This is a genomic window from Bradyrhizobium sp. BWA-3-5 (genome assembly GCF_032917985.1).
Classification (GTDB): domain Bacteria; phylum Pseudomonadota; class Alphaproteobacteria; order Rhizobiales; family Xanthobacteraceae; genus Bradyrhizobium.
The window spans coordinates 426431-442841 of sequence record NZ_CP136626.1 but is presented as its reverse complement, the minus strand read 5'-3'; the positions used below and the strand labels follow the sequence as shown (position 1 = coordinate 442841).

The 16411-nt window shown below is 63.4% G+C and carries 17 protein-coding genes and 1 tRNA gene; 13 read left to right on the top strand and 5 right to left on the bottom strand.

Features of this window, described 5'->3' with window-relative positions; translation table 11 throughout:
* The first annotated feature begins 229 nt into the window (after window positions 1–229).
* The 5 genes from RX331_RS02145 (at window position 230) to RX331_RS02125 (ending at window position 5601) form a co-directional block, all read left to right on the top strand.
* Entirely contained in the window at window positions 230–1363 is a 1134-nt protein-coding gene (locus tag RX331_RS02145; protein ID WP_317255027.1) for a serine hydrolase, read from the top strand.
* 217 nt (window positions 1364–1580) lie between these two features.
* Window positions 1581–2417: a tetratricopeptide repeat protein gene (locus tag RX331_RS02140; RefSeq protein ID WP_317255026.1), complete on the top strand. Its 837-nt coding sequence runs from the start codon at window positions 1581–1583 to the stop codon at window positions 2415–2417.
* Window positions 2418–2432: 15 nt separating this feature from the next.
* Window positions 2433–3641: an efflux RND transporter periplasmic adaptor subunit gene (locus RX331_RS02135; RefSeq protein WP_317255025.1), complete on the top strand. Its 1209-nt coding sequence runs from the start codon at window positions 2433–2435 to the stop codon at window positions 3639–3641.
* 5 nt (window positions 3642–3646) lie between these two features.
* Complete coding sequence (locus RX331_RS02130) at window positions 3647–4885, top strand: ABC transporter permease (RefSeq protein ID WP_317255024.1); 1239 nt, start codon at window positions 3647–3649, stop codon at window positions 4883–4885.
* Window positions 4882–5601 (top strand): ABC transporter ATP-binding protein, encoded by a 720-nt coding sequence (locus RX331_RS02125; protein WP_317255023.1) that lies wholly within the window; start codon window positions 4882–4884, stop codon window positions 5599–5601. The genes RX331_RS02130 and RX331_RS02125 overlap by 4 nt, the downstream gene beginning before the upstream one ends.
* Before the next feature lie 139 nt (window positions 5602–5740).
* Here RX331_RS02125 and RX331_RS02120 read toward each other — a convergent pair whose 3' ends face one another.
* The 3 genes from RX331_RS02120 to RX331_RS02110 form a co-directional block, all read right to left on the bottom strand.
* Complete coding sequence (locus RX331_RS02120; protein WP_317255022.1) at window positions 5741–5947, bottom strand: DUF6894 family protein; 207 nt, start codon at window positions 5945–5947, stop codon at window positions 5741–5743.
* Window positions 5948–6045: 98 nt separating this feature from the next.
* Window positions 6046–6402 (bottom strand): hypothetical protein, encoded by a 357-nt coding sequence (locus RX331_RS02115; RefSeq protein ID WP_317255021.1) that lies wholly within the window; start codon window positions 6400–6402, stop codon window positions 6046–6048.
* A 72-nt stretch (window positions 6403–6474) separates the two neighbouring features.
* A tRNA-Ser gene (locus RX331_RS02110) sits at window positions 6475–6564 on the bottom strand.
* 125 nt (window positions 6565–6689) lie between these two features.
* On the opposite strand from RX331_RS02110, the gene RX331_RS02105 reads away from it, so the two are divergent.
* The gene (locus RX331_RS02105; protein WP_317255020.1) at window positions 6690–7553 is read left to right on the top strand and encodes an alpha/beta hydrolase; all 864 of its coding nucleotides are present in this window, start codon (window positions 6690–6692) and stop codon (window positions 7551–7553) included.
* A gap of 309 nt (window positions 7554–7862) precedes the next feature.
* Here the strand turns inward: RX331_RS02105 and RX331_RS02100 are convergent, their stop codons facing one another.
* On the bottom strand, window positions 7863–8963 hold the full coding sequence (locus RX331_RS02100) for an ROK family protein (protein ID WP_317255019.1): 1101 nt from the start codon (window positions 8961–8963) through the stop codon (window positions 7863–7865).
* A 379-nt stretch (window positions 8964–9342) separates the two neighbouring features.
* On the opposite strand from RX331_RS02100, the gene rplU reads away from it, so the two are divergent.
* The 3 genes from rplU to RX331_RS02085 all read left to right on the top strand — a co-directional run bounded on the left by rplU (window position 9343) and on the right by RX331_RS02085 (window position 10912).
* Entirely contained in the window at window positions 9343–9828 is a 486-nt protein-coding gene (gene rplU, locus RX331_RS02095; RefSeq protein WP_317255018.1) for a 50S ribosomal protein L21, read from the top strand.
* 92 nt (window positions 9829–9920) lie between these two features.
* Window positions 9921–10190, top strand: a complete 270-nt coding sequence (rpmA, locus tag RX331_RS02090) for a 50S ribosomal protein L27 (protein ID WP_283031568.1) — start codon at window positions 9921–9923, stop codon at window positions 10188–10190.
* A 125-nt stretch (window positions 10191–10315) separates the two neighbouring features.
* Complete coding sequence (locus RX331_RS02085; protein ID WP_317255017.1) at window positions 10316–10912, top strand: GNAT family N-acetyltransferase; 597 nt, start codon at window positions 10316–10318, stop codon at window positions 10910–10912.
* 52 nt (window positions 10913–10964) lie between these two features.
* Here RX331_RS02085 and RX331_RS02080 read toward each other — a convergent pair whose 3' ends face one another.
* Complete coding sequence (locus RX331_RS02080) at window positions 10965–11879, bottom strand: DMT family transporter (protein ID WP_317255016.1); 915 nt, start codon at window positions 11877–11879, stop codon at window positions 10965–10967.
* A 195-nt stretch (window positions 11880–12074) separates the two neighbouring features.
* Between RX331_RS02080 and RX331_RS02075 the strand changes: the two genes are divergently transcribed.
* The 4 genes from RX331_RS02075 (at window position 12075) to RX331_RS02060 (ending at window position 16380) form a co-directional block, all read left to right on the top strand.
* A complete protein-coding gene (locus RX331_RS02075; protein ID WP_317255015.1) occupies window positions 12075–12557 on the top strand; it encodes a MaoC family dehydratase in 483 nt (160 codons plus the stop codon).
* A 115-nt stretch (window positions 12558–12672) separates the two neighbouring features.
* On the top strand, window positions 12673–13725 hold the full coding sequence (obgE, locus tag RX331_RS02070) for a GTPase ObgE (RefSeq protein WP_317255014.1): 1053 nt from the start codon (window positions 12673–12675) through the stop codon (window positions 13723–13725).
* Between the two features lie 93 nt (window positions 13726–13818).
* The gene (gene proB, locus RX331_RS02065; RefSeq protein ID WP_317255013.1) at window positions 13819–14961 is read left to right on the top strand and encodes a glutamate 5-kinase; all 1143 of its coding nucleotides are present in this window, start codon (window positions 13819–13821) and stop codon (window positions 14959–14961) included.
* Window positions 14962–15087: 126 nt separating this feature from the next.
* Window positions 15088–16380: a glutamate-5-semialdehyde dehydrogenase gene (locus RX331_RS02060; protein WP_317255012.1), complete on the top strand. Its 1293-nt coding sequence runs from the start codon at window positions 15088–15090 to the stop codon at window positions 16378–16380.
* Window positions 16381–16411 lie beyond the last annotated feature (31 nt).

The window sequence follows — 16411 nt, the reverse complement described above, 5'->3', positions numbered from 1 at the left end:
CCACTGCGACAGAACCCGGACCGGCCCAGCCTTCGCCAGGGCTCTCGGCGACCCGCGCGTTCCCGCCTCATCAAACAATCGTGCTCGGCTTGTCCCTTGAAGTGATTGGGCCAGAGCATTGCGGTTTTCTAGCTTGTTATTCGCGTGAATCCGATGAGCACCTTCCGATCGCTGGGTTATGTCCGAGTCCGGCGGTCCCCACATACAGAATCGAATGGCGGCGGGTTCAATGAGATTGTGGCTTTGCCGCGCCAGCGCGGGTCTATTCCTCTCGCTCTTGTTTGTGTTCGGCTGGGCGCGAGCCATTCTGGCGGATCCGGAGATGGACGCGCATGTCAGAGAGATCGTAACGGAAAACCTCGCGCCGTTGACGGCCGATCATCCGGGCGGCCTGGCAGCTGCTGCTTACGTCGCTGGTCGGCTACAATTTTTCAATTTTGGATTTGCTGACGAGGCGCAGAAGCGGCCGGTGACATCGGACACGCTGTTCAATGTTGCTTCGGTACGAAAAGTGTTCGAGGCCACGCTGGTTGCGCTGGGCGTGCTCCGTGGCGAACTGAGGATGGACGACCCGGTCGGCAAATACGTCACCGAATTGCACGGCGACTACATCAGCCGGGTCACCATCGGCGAGCTCGCGACCCACACATCCGGTCTCCTGCTGCCGACCGATCATCCGCCGTGGCCAAATGCCTCATACTCCCGGGACGAATTCTTCGAGATGCTGAATGCCTGGACGCCGCCGAACCGCGAAGCGCCCGGCAGGCAGCGCATCTATACCCATGCGGGTTACGTCCTGCTCCAGCTTGCCCTCGAACGTCGCTATGGCGTTCCGATCGCGCAACTTGTCGAAAGCCGCATCCTGACGCCGCTCGGCATGCATTCGACGCTGATCCCGGAACGCGGGCAGGATAACCGCGCGATCATGCCACCCGAGCTATTGCAGAAAGCCGTCCAGGGCTACTCCGAGCACGGCACACCGATCGGCCCTCCCGGAAACCAGCAGGGCTATTTCGATTTTCCCGGCACAGGGCAGATGTTCTCCACCGCGCGCGACCTTGCCACCTTCATGGCGGCCTGCATCGACGGCAACGTCGCCGATCCGCAGTTGCGCGAGGCGCTGCGCATGACGCAAGCCGAGGCGTTCCACGTCGACCACACGTTCGGGCAGGCGATGGCCTGGGAAGATGTCGACCTTGGCGAAGTTGCCATCGTCGACAAGCCGGGCGGCCTCGATAACGCTTCAGCCTATGTGGGGCTGGTTCCGGCGCGAAGGATCGGACTGCTTCTGCTGGCCAACCGCGGCGAATTTTCCCACGAAATCGGCCGCTATCACATCCTTCCGGCACTGGCGCGACAGTGACTGAATTCGGCCGGGGCCGCCACCGCCGTCGTTGAAGGTATCTGCTTAGGCTTCAAGGGGTTCCGGCCGCCGCGCGCCGGATATGTGATGGGCCGCACATTTGTCGGCGCGAAGATGGGGTAAGGTCCTGTTCACGAGAGGCGCTGTGGAGAGACTTCCCGCATCCGCCGCCCGACGCCCTTTCCGGCATCACAGAACAAAGCTGAAAGCGTGGACCATGTGGCGCATCCCAAATTTCCGATCGACCACCTCGATCTCCAACCGATCATCGCAGCCGCGATACGCGATTGCGCAGGCCATGAAGCAGGCCGCCGTCGTGATCGCCTGCCTTGCCGTGCTCAGTGATATCAGCGCCGCCGCGGCCAGCCCCGCATCCGATCGTGAAATGGCCAATCGCTACGAGCAGTCGGCGCAGGCGGGCGATGACGATGCTCAATTCTATCTGGGTGCGCTGCATTCCGCAGGCGTCGGCCGGCCGCGCAGCGACGCCGAAGCCTTTCGCTGGTTCATGCGCGCGGCCGACCAGGGACATCCCCACGCCATGCTGATCGTTGCCGGCCTTTACGCCAGCGGGCGCGGCATCACGAAGGACAATGTGAAGGCCTATCGCTGGGCCCACATCGTCGCCTCGGCGAGCAAGGTCGACGAGTACCGCGACGGTGCGCGGCAGTTGATGTCGTCGTTGATGAAGAAGATGACGAGCGACGAGATCGGCCAGGCCGTGGTCGCGGCAAGGGCCTGGCGCGCCTCCCGCCCCGCCACCGGGGCCAAGGCTTCCAATATCGAACGGTCCATCGACAGCGCGCCGGATCAACCTGCGCCGGCCGCGCCGCCGCCCCCGCCCGCCCCTGTGGCTGCGCAGCCGGCACCCGCCGCAGCACCGGTCGCAGCACCGGCACCGGTGGTCGCGCAACCGGCGCAATCCAGCGTCACGGCAGTGCCGACAACTCCCAAGGTCGCGGCGGCGCCGGCGGCGAAGAGCACAAAGAGAGACGACGTTCGCGATCTGATGGATCAGGTTCCGTCGGGCCTGCGCAAGCGATTTGGCTTCTGAGCAACGGGGCACGTCATGAAACTTCCGCATCTCCTCACGACCGGCGTTCTGGCTATCGCAGCCGCAGGGGCCGGCTACTACGGCTATTCCAATGTCCTTTATCCGCCGCTGGTGACCACCAGCATCGCGAGCCTCGCGCCGGTTTCGGAAGCCGTCTACGGAACGGGCACTGTCGAGCCCGAGCGCTGGGCCAAGGTGGTGCCGCTGCAGCGCCGCCGCCTGGTCGAGCTGTGCCGATGCGAAGGACAGGTGGTCAAGTCCGGCCAGATCCTCGGTCGCCAGGACGACGCCGAGGAGCGCAGCGCGCTGGAGCAGATGGAAATCAACCGCGGCCAGCTCGAACGCGATCTGGCGCGCGCCGAAAAGGACCGCGACAAGAACGACGCCGCGCGTACCGAATATGAGCAGCGCTGGACCAAGCTTGAGGATGCCAAATCGCGGATCGCGGCGCAGAAGGTGCGGCTCGACTCGCTGGTGCTGCGAGCACCGCTCGATGGCATGGTGCTGCGGCGCGACGGCGAGGTCGGCGAGATCGCCGGTCCCACCGATGTCCTGTTCACGGTCGGACCGCCCGCCCCGATGCAGGTCGTTGCCGAGATCAATGAAGAAGAGATCAACCGCATCGCGTCCGGCCAGAAGGCGTTTCTGCGCAGTGAGGCGTTTCCCGGCAGGGCGCTGCGCGCCAACGTCGCTCAGATCACGCCCAAGGGCGATCCGACCCGCAAGACCTTCCGCGTCTATCTGCGGCTGCCGCAGGACACGCCGCTGCGGATCGGCATGTCGGTCGAAGTCAACATCATTTTCCGCGAGAAGCAGGCTGCGGTCGTGGTGCCGGCCGAGGCGATCACGGGCGATGTGGTCCAGATCGTCGACGACGGCCGGATCAAGCGCGTGCCGGTCAAGCTCGGCATCCGTGGCAACCGCAATGTCGAGATCATTGGCGATGTATCCAAGGGAACGCCGGTGCTTTCGCCCGCCCGGATCGACCTTGCCGACGGCGCCAGGATTCGCATCGATAGCAGCATGACGCGGACGTTGGAGCCGCCGGCCGCAAGCGAGCCGGCCGACCAGCCTGTGGCCGCAACGCCCGAGGCCGCCGTGGTCGCCGCAGCCACTCCGGCTTCCTCGGATCCCGACGACGCCGTGATTTCGGCCGCGATTACCGCCCACATCGATTCCGTCGTCAACGATGCGCGTCGCAACCTCATTAGCAACAGCCGGTAGCCGCCGTGAAGCTCATATTCAACATCGCATGGACCCATGTCAGCACGAGGGTGCGGCAGACCCTCGTCGGCATGGCCGGCGTCGCCATGGGCGTCGGCTTCACCATCATGATGGCGGGCCTGATGCAGGGTTCGCAGATCGATTTCCTGCGGCAACTCGTCGACACCATGCCGCATATCACGGTCGAGGATGAGCGACGCTCGGTGCCGACGCAGCCCGCCGAGCAGGAATATGGCGCGGTCCAGATGGCCGACATCGCCAATGTCGGCAAGCGTCCCGGCATCAAATATCCGGAATCGGTGATGAGCTCGCTGCGCTCCTGGATTCCGGGAGACGTTGCGCCTTCGGTGAAGACCACAGCTATCATCGATCACGGCGGCGCGCGCATCGGCATCACGCTGACCGGCATCGATCCCCGCCGAGAGATTCATGTCTCCAAGCTCGCCTCGCAGATGCGCGAGGGAAGAATCGACGACCTCTCCCGCGTGCCGAACGGCGTGCTGCTCGGCGAAGCGCTTGCCGAAAAGCTCGGCGTGAAGACCGGCAGCACGGTGCTCATGGTCGGCGGCCAGGGCATGCAGCTGAATGCGTCGGTGGCGGGGGTGTTCCGCTCCGGCATGAAGCGCGTCGACGAGAGCCAGATCTATTCGCTGATCGGGCCAGCGCAGGTCATGATGGGACAGAGCGGGGTCGTGAACCAGTTGCGGCTGCGGCTCACCGATCCGATGCTGGCACAAAAGGTTGCGACCCAGGTCGAAGCGCAGACCGGCTACAAGGCGGTGTCCTGGCAGGAAGCCAATGCCGATTTGCTGTCGTCCTTCACCGTGCGCGATTTCATCGTGCTCACCGTGATGGGCGCGATGCTGCTGACGTCGTCCTTTGCCACCTATAACATCATCTCGACGATCACGCATGAGAAGCGCTCGGACATCGCGATCATGAAGTCGCTGGGTATGCGCGAATACGCGGTGCGGCGGATCTTCATCATCGAAGCCGCCATCATCGGCATGGTCGGCATTTTGTTCGGATGGATTCTCGGTTACCTGCTCTGCTACGGCTGGTCGAAGATCACGATCTTCAATCCGCTGACGGGCACAACCGTTCCGCTGTCGATCTACTATTCGGCGACGCACTATGTGGTCGTTGGCGGCATATCGCTGCTTTGCTGCGCAGGCGCGGCCTACTTCCCGGCGCGCAAGGCGACGCGGGTACACCCGGTTGAAATCATCAGGGGGGCGTCATGAGCGAGGTTGCATTGCAGGCGGTGGATCTGGTCCGCCGCATCGAGGGCACGGTTTCGCACACCCTCGTCAACGGTATCGACCTGGCGGTGAAGAAGGGAGAGTTCGTCGCAATCACCGGACCGTCGGGGTCGGGCAAATCATCGCTGCTCTATCTCCTGGGCCTGCTCGATGCGCCCAACGAAGGCGAAGTCATCATTTGCGGTCAGCCGACTTCGAAGTTGTCGGAATCGGACCGGGCCGATGTTCGCCTCACCAAGTGCGGCTTTGTGTTCCAGTTTCACTTCCTGCTGCCGGAGTTCACCTCGCTCGACAATGTGCTGCTGCCGATGCGCGCCGCCGGCAAGATGAGCGAAAAGGAAATGCACGAGCGCGGGCTTTCTCTCCTGGGCTCGCTGGGGCTCGCCGAGCACGCCAACAAGCGTCCCAACCAGCTCTCCGGCGGCCAGCGCCAGCGCGTCGCTATCGCCCGCGCGCTCGCCAACCGCCCCGAAATCATCGTGGCGGACGAGCCGACCGGCGCGCTCGATACCAAGTCGACCGAGCAGGTGTTTTCGATTCTCCGCGATATCGCCGACAGCGGCCAGACCGTGATCGTGGTAACCCACGATCCCGCCCTTGCCGCCCGCGCCGACCGCCGCATCCATATCGTCGACGGCAAGATCGCGGAGATCACCGAGCGGGGCGGGAGTGAAGTGGTTTGCGAGGCGGCGGGCTAGAAGCGTCGGTTCCAAATATTTTCCGGCATGATGCAGATGCGGTATCCTGTGGTGCCGGATACAAAATATTGAAAACAACCCCATGCAAAGTAGAAAGGGTCCGGCCGGCGCTCAGGCCGCTTGCGTACGGGACACGAGATCAGGCGAAAACCGGCTCTCGATGAATGCGCTCGGCACTCTCGGCAACCACCTCGATCGCCAGTGCGGGTCTGACGGCGGTTTCGAGGCAGCGGATATCAGCGGCAAGGTGTTTTGCGAAGGCGACAGCTTCCGAAGGGAGTGAGAACTCGCGGCCCACTTCGTCCTCGATTTTGAGCTTGTCCTGAACATTGAAAAAGAAGCGCATGGGACCTCCGGGATTCCTACACTCATATCCGGCGCCGAAATCTGGCAATTGATGCGGATCAAACAATTCTGGAAAAAGTGCGAGGCTTTCAATCCGGATCAGCCTTGATCCAGTTCCCCGGTCCAGCGATCTCGTCCCTTCCAATAGGGGCATTGGGGACAGGACTCACCCATGGGATAATCGATCCCTTCCTCATGAGGACAGCCGATGATCCGATCGACCATCGCTACCGACCGCACCGAATGCTCGCGCAGATGGGTAACGATCTCGGCGAGGACAATCTCGTCCGCTCGCACGTCATTGGATTCCGCAAACCACCGTCGCAGCTTGGGCTCGGCGCCCTCATATGGAATGACAGAAACGGCCACTTTCGAAGCGCGCTGGTCGTTAGGACCATTGAAAGCGATCGTACCGACAGGATAGCCGCGCGCTTCTTGCTTGGCCTTCTTCCTCAACCATTTGTTTGGACGCGGTCCGATTTCATCGCCGCCTCTACCCGCACCAAATCTGGAACATTTTCTGAGCCATGGCGGAGAGGGAGGGATTCGAACCCCCGATAGGCTTGCACCTATGCCGCATTTCGAGTGCGGTGCATTCAACCACTCTGCCACCTCTCCAGGCGCCAAGGCGGGCCGGAATCGGCCCTGTGGTCGGGGCGTGTTCTAGGCGAGGAAGGCGGGCCAGACAAGACGCAGAACCTAAGAAATCCGCAGACCCGCGCTTAAGCAAAAGGGAGCCCAAAATGGAGCATTTGACGGTTCGGACCAATGGCGCGACCTTGCACGTCGCCCGAATGGGTACCGGGCGGCCGCTGCTGCTAGTGCATGGGTGGCCGGAATTCTGGCTGACGTGGGAGCCGGTGATGACACGGCTCGCCGATCGCTTCACGCTCTATGCCCCCGACCTGCGCGGCTTTGGCGACAGCGACAAGCCCGAGGGGCTGTTCGGCCCCGACCAGCAGGCCGCCGACATGCTGGCATTGCTGGATGCGCTTGGCCTGGAACAGACCGGCATCGTCGGCCACGATGTCGGCGGCGCACTGATGCAGCCGCTGGCGCGGCTGGCGCCGGCGCGCATCGCCGGGCTGTTCTTCTTTGATTTCGTCTATCCCGGCATCGGCCCCCGAATGGCGGAGCCGGAGCGGCTCAATAACATCTGGTATCAGTCCTTTCACCAGATGGAGATAGCGCCTGCTCTGATCGGCGCTACCAGAGAAAGCTGCCGGCTCTATATCGGGCATTTCCTGAAAGCGTGGTCGCATCGCAAGCAGGCCTTCGACAATGCGCTCGACGCCTTCACCGATAATTTCTTAAAACCGGGAAACCTTGCCGGCGGCTTTGCGCATTACCGCGCGGCGCATGCCGGCCGGATCAGGATGATGAAGGGTGAAGCGCCCGCGCTACCGCCGATCGCCCTGCCGACCTGCGTGCGCTGGGCCCAACACGATCCGCTGTTTCCCTATGAATGGACCGACCGGCTCGGCGAGACCTTTGCAAACCTCGATCTCGCGATGTTTCCGGATGTCGGTCACTTTCCCCATCGCGAGGACGCCGACCGCGCCGCGTCGGAAATTTCCGCGTTCTTTACACGCATCGGCTGGGCTTAGCGTCGAGGAAAGGGAGTGGGACCGTCAGACGCGACAAAAAACTGACGGTCCCGTGTCGCTGCTTTGAAATCCTGGCCGGGAAGTGCGGCTTCGCCGACCAGCGGAGCGACGTGGGCGACGGTAGCAAGGCAGGGTGAAACGGCAACGCGAAGTGGATTTTAACCTAACCAGTCAACCTTACTACCCGCGCAAAACGTTAAATCAGGAACTAAAGCATGATCCGGAAAAGTGTGAAGCGGTTTTCCGAAAAGATCATGCGCAAACAAAGGCCTAAAGCGCGCTGACGCTTCATCCAAATCTGATCGCGCTTTAGTCTTTGCTCTTCTTCGCTTTTTTCTCGTCCTTGCCGTTGTCCTTGCGCCGATTGGTGAAGCGCGCATTGCCAAGGCCGGTGCCGATCGTCAGCACGCCCCAGCACTCGACGTCCTGCATGAACGGAACTTCGGATAGCCCCTGGACCACGCCGTCATTGTGCATCAGCACGGCGGTGTCGTGATCGCCGATCTCCGGGATCGCTTCGACCAGACTTGCCGGCAGATTGAACTTGGAGCTTTCCCAATTGCCGGGCAAATTCTGCGCGCCCTTTTCGATCGAGCCGTCGGCATCGATCACGCCGGGACAGGCGATGCCGATGAAGGGCGCGAGCTTCAACCCTTCGGTCTCGGCCTCGGCGATCAAATCCTTCAGCATCTTGACCAGCCGCTTCACCGCGCCCTCGCGCGTCGGCTCGTCGTCAGCATGCCGCCATAGTTCGGACTTCCAGACTGCGGCCTTGGAAAGATCCGGCGCCTTCTTCCAGCGCGTTTCCACGACACCGCAGCGGATGTTAGTGCCGCCGATATCGACCGCAAGAATGCTGTCATGGGCTTCGAAAATCCATGACGGCGCCAGATGCAAGGTACCGATCAGGCCGGCATCATCGGGATGAAAGCGGATCGGCACCAGGTCGACCTCGAACTCCTCCGCCTTGAGCAGGATGTCGGTGCGCGCGATCGCCAATTCGCCGACCCGGCTCTGTCTGAAGCCGCCGCCGACCACGATGCGCTCGGTATCCGCCCACGCCTTGGTCTTGAGAAACCGCCGCGTCACATAGGCCAGTTCCTGCGCAAATTCCTCGATCGCGCTGTGCACCAGCGCGGCGGCGGCGATGTCGTCGCTTTCGAGCGCCTCGTCGAGCTCGCTCTTGGCGATCTCGCCGCTGGCCTTCTTGCCCAGGGGATCATCGCCGTTCTTCTTGAGCGGCTTGCGCAGGTCATCCAGGATCTTGCGAAAGGCCTTCTTGCTGGCGCGATCTCCGAGAAATCCCTCGTCGTCCTTCAACTCGACGTTGAAGCTGTTAACCTCCACCGAGGGGAGGCGCGTGGCCCCGTGACGGGCGATGCCCGTAGTCGTAACGATGTCTTCTGCCATGTTTGCCAGCCCTGCCGGATCTTCTGCCGACAACGGACGGGGAACCCATTGGTTTCAAAAGAGGGCGAATAGCGAATGGGGTGGCAATAGCAGCGACCTACTCGCTATTCGCCGCTCGCTATTCGCCCGTTTCTGGCCCAAATACCTCATTTCTGGCGGCTTTTCGGGCCATTTCACCTTGACTCACAGCATTCTGCAGCTATAAGTCCCCGCATCCGGCGCGGGATTTCTCGCGCCGCTTGTTTTTGCGTGAATTCTGGAACGGGTTGCTCCCCGGCCGCGCGAAAATCGTACCCATAACGACTGACCAAGAAGCCGACCCGGATAGGCCCGCTGGGCACATATCCGAGGCCGGGATTGAACACGAAGGAAAAAAACGATGTTCGCAGTCATCAAAACCGGCGGCCGGCAGTACCGCGTCGTTCCGGATGATGTGCTCGAGATAGGCAAGATCGCCGGCGAAGTTGGCACGATCGTGCAGCTTGGCGAGGTTCTGGTGGTCGGCGGTGATACGCCGGTGCTGGGCGCGCCGACGGTGGCAGGCGCTTCCGTGGCGGCCGAAGTGCTGGACCACAAGCGTGGCCCGAAGGTGATCGCGTTCAAGAAGCGTCGCCGCAAGAATTCGCGCCGCAAGCGCGGTTATCGCGACGAGATCACGGTGCTTCGCATCACCGAGATCCTGACCGATAACAAGAAGCCTTCGATCGGCCCGCGGCCGAAGAAGGAAAAGGTCGCCGCAGCAGCCGCCGAAGGCGACGAGGCGCCGGCCAGGAAGAAGGCGCCCGCGAAGAAGGCTGCGGCAAAGCCCGCCGCAAAGAAGGCCCCGGCCAAGAAGGCCGCTGCGAAGGGCAAGAACGAGGAGTGACGCGTTTCGACGAAAAGTTGAAGCGTGAGAAAAAGTGAAATGATTCCGTCAAGGAATTGATCTAGAAATATCTACGTAGTCGGAGACGGGCCATGGCTCACAAAAAAGCAGGCGGTTCATCGCGAAACGGTCGCGATTCAAAAGGCAAGCGCCTGGGCATCAAGGCCTTTGGCGGCGAACACGTGATTCCCGGCAACATTATCGCACGCCAGCGCGGCACCACCTGGCATCCCGGCCTTAATGTCGGCATGGGCACCGATCATACTCTCTTCGCCAAGGTCGAGGGTCATGTCGAATTCCGTGCAAAAGGCAACGGCCGCACCTTCGTATCGGTAGTTCCGATGGCGGAGGCGGCCGAATAGACGGTGGACACAATTTCCGAGTCCGCCGGATCCTGTTGAACCGGCGGAGTCGAAATGGGCTCCAGGGGAGGCGGGAAACCGGCCTCCCCTTTTTCATTTGCGCATTTCGCAATCAGGAGCCCGACATGTTGCAGGACATCCCGATCCAGACCCCGCCGTTGCGTGGGACCAGTAGCTGCGTCCTCGAGACCGAACGGCTGACGCTGCGCCGGCCGACGCTCGCGGACGTAAAAGCGATTGCGCACCTCGCCAACGATCGTCGTATTGCGGAAAACACCCGCCGCCTGCCGCATCCTTACCTGCAGGACCATGCGGTCGAGTTCGTGCGCGCCAAAGCTGCCGATAGCAGCGAGACGGTGTTCCTGATCGAGCATAATTACTCGCCGGTCGGCATGGTCGGCATCGACCGCAACGAGCCCGATGCGGCAGAGCTCGGCTACTGGCTCGGCGTCGACCATTGGGGCCAAGGTTTCGGCACCGAGGCCGCGCGCGCGGTGATTGACTTCTTTTTCGAGGAGTTCGATGCCGAGCATCTCGTCTCGGGCGCCCGCGTTGCCAATCCGGCGTCACGCAACATCCTGGAGAAATGCGGCTTCCAGTGGTGCGGCGTCGAGCTGCATCGCTTCGAGGCGCTGGGATCCTCAACCCCGGTCGACCGCTTCCGCCTGACGCGCGGCGTGTGGTCGTCGCTGAAGAACTGGGGGAGTTCGACGAGGAGGTAGCGGGAGTTGCACCCTCCCCTGGAGGGTCCCTCAAGTGGAGGGTAAGAAAAAATCACGCCGGCGGGTTCACCACCGCTTCCTCGCGCCCGAGCTTCTGCTCGCGCAGAAAAATGTAGAAGCCGGCGCCGATGATGATGGCGGCGCCGATCAGGGTCGAGACCGACGGCACGTCGCCGAACACGACGAAGCCGAAGATCACCGCCCAGATGATCATCGAATATTGATAGGGCACGACGACGCTCGCCGGCGCCAGCTTCAGCGACCGGTTGATGCATAGTAGCGCGGCGACCGAAACCAGGCCCGCCGCGGCGAACAGCACCAGGCTGCCGGGTGTCGGCGTCACCCAGCCGACCGGCGACATCAGCGCGCCGAGCAGGAACGTGCCGCCGAACTGCGAGGTCGTCAGCACGATATCCGGCGTCGTCCGCAGCGACCGCGTGATCAGCATCAGGAACGCAAACGACAGGCTGCCGCCGAGCGCGATCATCGCCGGCCAGCTCACGGTCTGCGTGGACGGGCGCAGCGCAATCAGCACGCCGCAGAAGCCGATCAGGATCGCGGTCCAGCGCCGCCAGCCGACGCGCTCGCCGAGCACGATGCCGGACAGTGCGGTGACGAAGATCGGCGAGGCCAGATAGTAGGTGATGACGTCGGCAAGCGGCAGGTACACGGTGGCAAGGAAGAAAGCCGCGACCTCCAACGTCGACAGCGTCACGCGAAGCAGCTGCAGCCAGGGCCGTTCGAGGCGTCTGAATTCCGCGCGCTGCTTCCAGATCACCGGCAGTAGCACCAATAGCGCCGCGCAGGCGCGCAGCCACAACAACTGCCCGACCGAATAGGTCGCGACCATGAATTTTCCGAGCGCGTCGCCGAACGAGAACATGAAGATCGACAGCAGCATCAAGCCGATGCCGGCGAGCCGCGCCGAACGCTCGTCATAGCTGGAGACCTTGCCGAACAGGCTCATGACGTTTCCTGCTTCTTGCTCTTCGTCATGGCCAGACTTGTTCCGGCCATCCACCTTCTTTGGAGCGCTGTTTTAAGGACATGGCGTCCCGGGACAAGCCCGGTCCTGACGAATTGAACGAATTGCCGCAGCCAAATCGCTGAGATACCGATAGGCCTGAACCAATCATGGGCAAGACGTCACAGGAAACCCGACATGACCGACTTCGATCCCGCACAGCATCGCATGGTGAGCGAACAACGCTGGTTCGAAGATTTCGTGCTCGGGGAACGTTTCGTGATTCCAAGCCGGACCCAGACCTCGGCGGTGTTCGCCGCATTCCAGACCGCAAGCGGCGACACCCATCCGATCCATTACGATGTCGAATATTGCCGCGCTCGCGGCATGCCGGACCTGCTCGCGCACGGCTTCCAGACCCTGGTCCATACCGCGCCGGGCGCCGGGCTGTTTCCCTATCTCGTCGAGCAATCGCTGGTCGGCTTCCTCGAACAATCGAGTCGGTTCTTGAAGCCGGTCTATGCTGGCGACACCATCTATCCCGCGCTCGAAGTCATCGAGCTCGTTCCGGGCCGCAGCACCGGCGTGGTGACGCTGCACTCGACCGTGTTCAACCAGCGAAAGGAGCTGGTGCTGGAGGGCATGCAGAAGTTTCTGGTGCGGCGGCGGCCGGCATCATAAACGGCTGTTCACGTTGGTCAGAACGGCAAAAAGGGCCGAAAATTAAGGCTTTTCGCCAATGTGGCCACGCTTGAGGGTTGCCGTCCGGCGCCCCCTGGCCTACCTAGGGGCCATTATGAAATTCCTTGACGAGGCAAAGGTCTATATCCGCTCCGGCGACGGCGGCAACGGCTGCGTGGCGTTCCGCCGCGAGAAGTTCATCGAGTTCGGTGGGCCCTCCGGCGGCAATGGCGGCCGCGGCGGCGATGTCATCGTCGAGGTGGTGGATGGGCTGAACACGCTGATCGACTACCGCTATCAGCAGCACTTCAAGGCGCCGAAGGGCGGCAATGGCATGGGCAAGGACCGCCATGGCGCCAACGGCAAATCGATCGTGCTCAAGGTTCCCGTCGGCACGCAGATCTTCGACGAGGACCGCGAGACGCTGATCCACGACTTCACCGAGCTCGGCGAAAAGTTCGTGCTCGCCGAAGGCGGCAACGGCGGCTTCGGCAACGCGCATTTCAAATCCTCGACCAACCGTGCCCCGCGCAACGCCAACCCAGGCCAGGAAGGCGAAGAACGCTGGATCTGGCTGCGGCTGAAACTGATCGCCGACGCCGGCCTCGTCGGGCTGCCGAACGCCGGCAAATCGACCTTCCTCTCCGCCGTCAGTGCGGCGAAGCCGAAGATCGCGGACTATCCCTTCACCACGCTGCATCCGCAGCTCGGCGTCGTGAACGCGCAGGGCCGCGAATTCGTGCTCGCCGATATCCCCGGGCTGATCGAGGGCGCGCATGAAGGCGCCGGCCTCGGCGACCGCTTCCTCGGCCATGTCGAGCGCTGCCGCGTGCTGCTGCACCTGATCGATGCGACCTGCGAACACGCCGGCAAGGCCTACAAGACGGTCAGAACCGAGCTCGAGGCCTATGAGGGGCATCTCGCTGACAAGATCGAGATCGTCGCGCTCAACAAGATCGACGCGGTCACACCCGATGACTTGAAGAAGCAGAAGGACCGCCTGAAGCGTGCCGCCAAGAAGACGCCGTTGCTGCTCTCCGGCGTCACCGGCGAAGGCGTGCAGGAAGCGCTCAAGGCGCTGGTCGAGGTGATCGGCGAGGCCCCGGTGTCGCAGAAGGCGAAGAGCGGCCAGGACCCGTGGGCGCCGGCGCCGCCGCCGCAGGGCTGACGCAAACTTAACATCCGTCCCTGCTGCGCCACTTCCCAATCCGGGAACTGGCGCGTATTGCTTCCCTCATCGCCCGCATCGCTCGATCGCACCATGAAACGCCCCGCGCTCAACAACTTCCGCCGCATCGTCGTCAAGGTCGGCTCCTCGCTGCTGGTCGATTCTGACGCCGGCGAGGTCCGCGCCAAATGGCTATCGGCGCTGGTCGCCGACATCGCCAAACTGCACGGCGAGGGACGCGACGTGCTGGTGGTTTCGTCAGGCTCGATCGCGCTCGGACGCAGCCGCCTGAAATTGCCGCGCGGCCCCTTGAAGCTCGAAGAGAGCCAGGGCGCCGCCGCCGTGGGACAGATCGCGCTGGCACGGATCTGGTCCGAGGTGCTGGGCGCGCACGGCATCGGCGCCGGACAGATTTTGGTGACGCTGCAGGACACCGAGGAACGCCGCCGCTACCTCAACGCCCGCTCGACCATCGCAAAGCTGCTGGAGTGGCGCGCGGTGCCCGTGATCAACGAGAACGACACGGTTGCCACCAACGAAATTCGCTACGGCGACAATGACCGCCTCGCCGCGCGCGTCGCGACCATGGCGAGTGCCGATTTGCTGATCCTGCTGTCCGACATCGACGGGCTCTACGACGCGCCGCCCGGCGCCAATCCGAACGCCAAGCTGATCCCCATCGTCGAGTCCGTGACGTCGGAGATCGAGGGCATGGCGGGCGCCGCCGAGTCCGAGCTGTCGCGCGGCGGCATGTACACCAAGATCGAGGCGGCCAAGATCGCAACGACGTCGGGCACGCATATGCTGATTGCTTCCGGCAAGATCGAGCATCCGCTGCAGGCGATATCAGATGGCGGCCGCTGCACCTGGTTCCTGACGCCAGCCAATCCCGTCACCGCGCGTAAGCGCTGGATCGCCGGCTCGCTGGAGCCGAAGGGCACGCTCACCATCGATGCTGGCGCCGTCGCGGCGCTCCGTGCTGGCAAAAGCCTGCTGCCGGCCGGCGTGATCAGGATCGACGGCCAGTTCGCCCGCGGCGACGCGGTCGTGGTGCGCGGCCCCGATACTCACGAGATCGGTCGCGGACTGATCGCCTACGACGCCGAGGATGCCGAGAAGATCAAGGGCCGCTCCTCGCCTGACGTGATGGCGATCTTGGGCATCTCAGGCCGGGCCGAGATGATCCACCGCGACGATCTGGTGGTCGGACCGGCCGGGACCGTCCCGGTCAAGTAGCCAGCCAGGCCATTGGCCTAGCTGCCGTTTAGCCAATACCGCCAGCCAGCCATGCCGGCGTCGGACCTCGTAAAAGCGGGATTTTCGTGCTAGGCCATGGCCTTAACTCAGGATCCGAGACCTCCAATGACCGCCCCCCTCAAGGCAATCGACGGCAACGCCGATCTGCCCGCCCTGATGACCGATCTCGCCGCTCAAGCGCGCGCTGCCGCGCGGGTGCTGGCGTTGGCGCCGCCGGAGCAGAAGAACCGGGCGCTGGAGGCGATCGAGCGGGCGATCCGCGCCAATGCAGGAAAGATTCTGGTGGCAAATGCCGAAGATGTCGCCGAGGTGAAGGCCAGCGGCGCGACCTCGGCCTTCATCGACCGCCTGACGCTGACGCAGGCGCGGATCGATTCCATGGCTGACGGCGTCGCCACCGTGCGCGGCATTGCCGATCCCGTCGGCACGGTCACCGAAAGCTGGCAACGCCCGAACGGCATGACCATCGAGCGCGTGCGCGTGCCGCTCGGCGTCATCGGCGTGATTTTTGAGAGCCGCCCCAACGTCGCGGCCGATGCCGGCGTGCTGTGCCTGAAGTCGGGCAATGCCGTGATCCTGCGCGGCGGCTCCGACAGCTTCCGCTCCTGCCGCGCCATTCACGAATGCCTCGCGCAGGGCCTGCGCGAAGCGGGCCTGCCGGAGGCCGCGATCACGCTGGTGCCGACGCGCGACCGCGCGGCCGTAGGCCTGATGCTGTCGGGATTAGACGGTGGCATCGACGTTATCGTGCCGCGCGGCGGCAAGAGTCTCGTCGCACGCGTCGAGGCGGAAGCGCGCGTACCGGTGTTTGCGCACCTGGAAGGCGTCAACCACGTCTATGTCGACGGCAGCGCCAGGCTCGATATGGCCAAGTCGATCGTGCTGAATGCCAAGATGCGCCGCACCGGCGTTTGCGGCGCCGCCGAGACGCTACTGGTCGATCGCGCCGGCGCCGCGACCAATCTGAAGCCGCTGGTCGAGATGCTGATCGACTCCGGCTGCGAGGTGCGCGGCGATGAGGCGGTGCGGAAGATCGACGCGCGCGTGAAGCCGGCTACAGACGAAGATTGGGACACCGAATATCTCGACGCCGTCATCGCCGCACGCGTCGTCGACGGCGTCGACGCTGCGATCGCGCATATCCAGGCTCACGGCTCGCGCCACACCGATGCGATCGTGACTGAGGACGCCAACGCGGCCGAGAAATTCCTCAGCGAAGTGGATTCGGCGATCGTGCTGCACAACGCCTCGACGCAGTTCGCCGATGGCGGCGAGTTCGGCTTCGGTGCGGAGATCGGCATCGCCACTGGCAAATTCCACGCCCGCGGCCCTGTCGGTGCCGAGCAGCTGACGAGCTTCAAATACCGCGTTCACGGCACCGGGCAGACGCGGCCGTGAATAGCCGCCTGCGCATGCGGTGCTGCGGCCG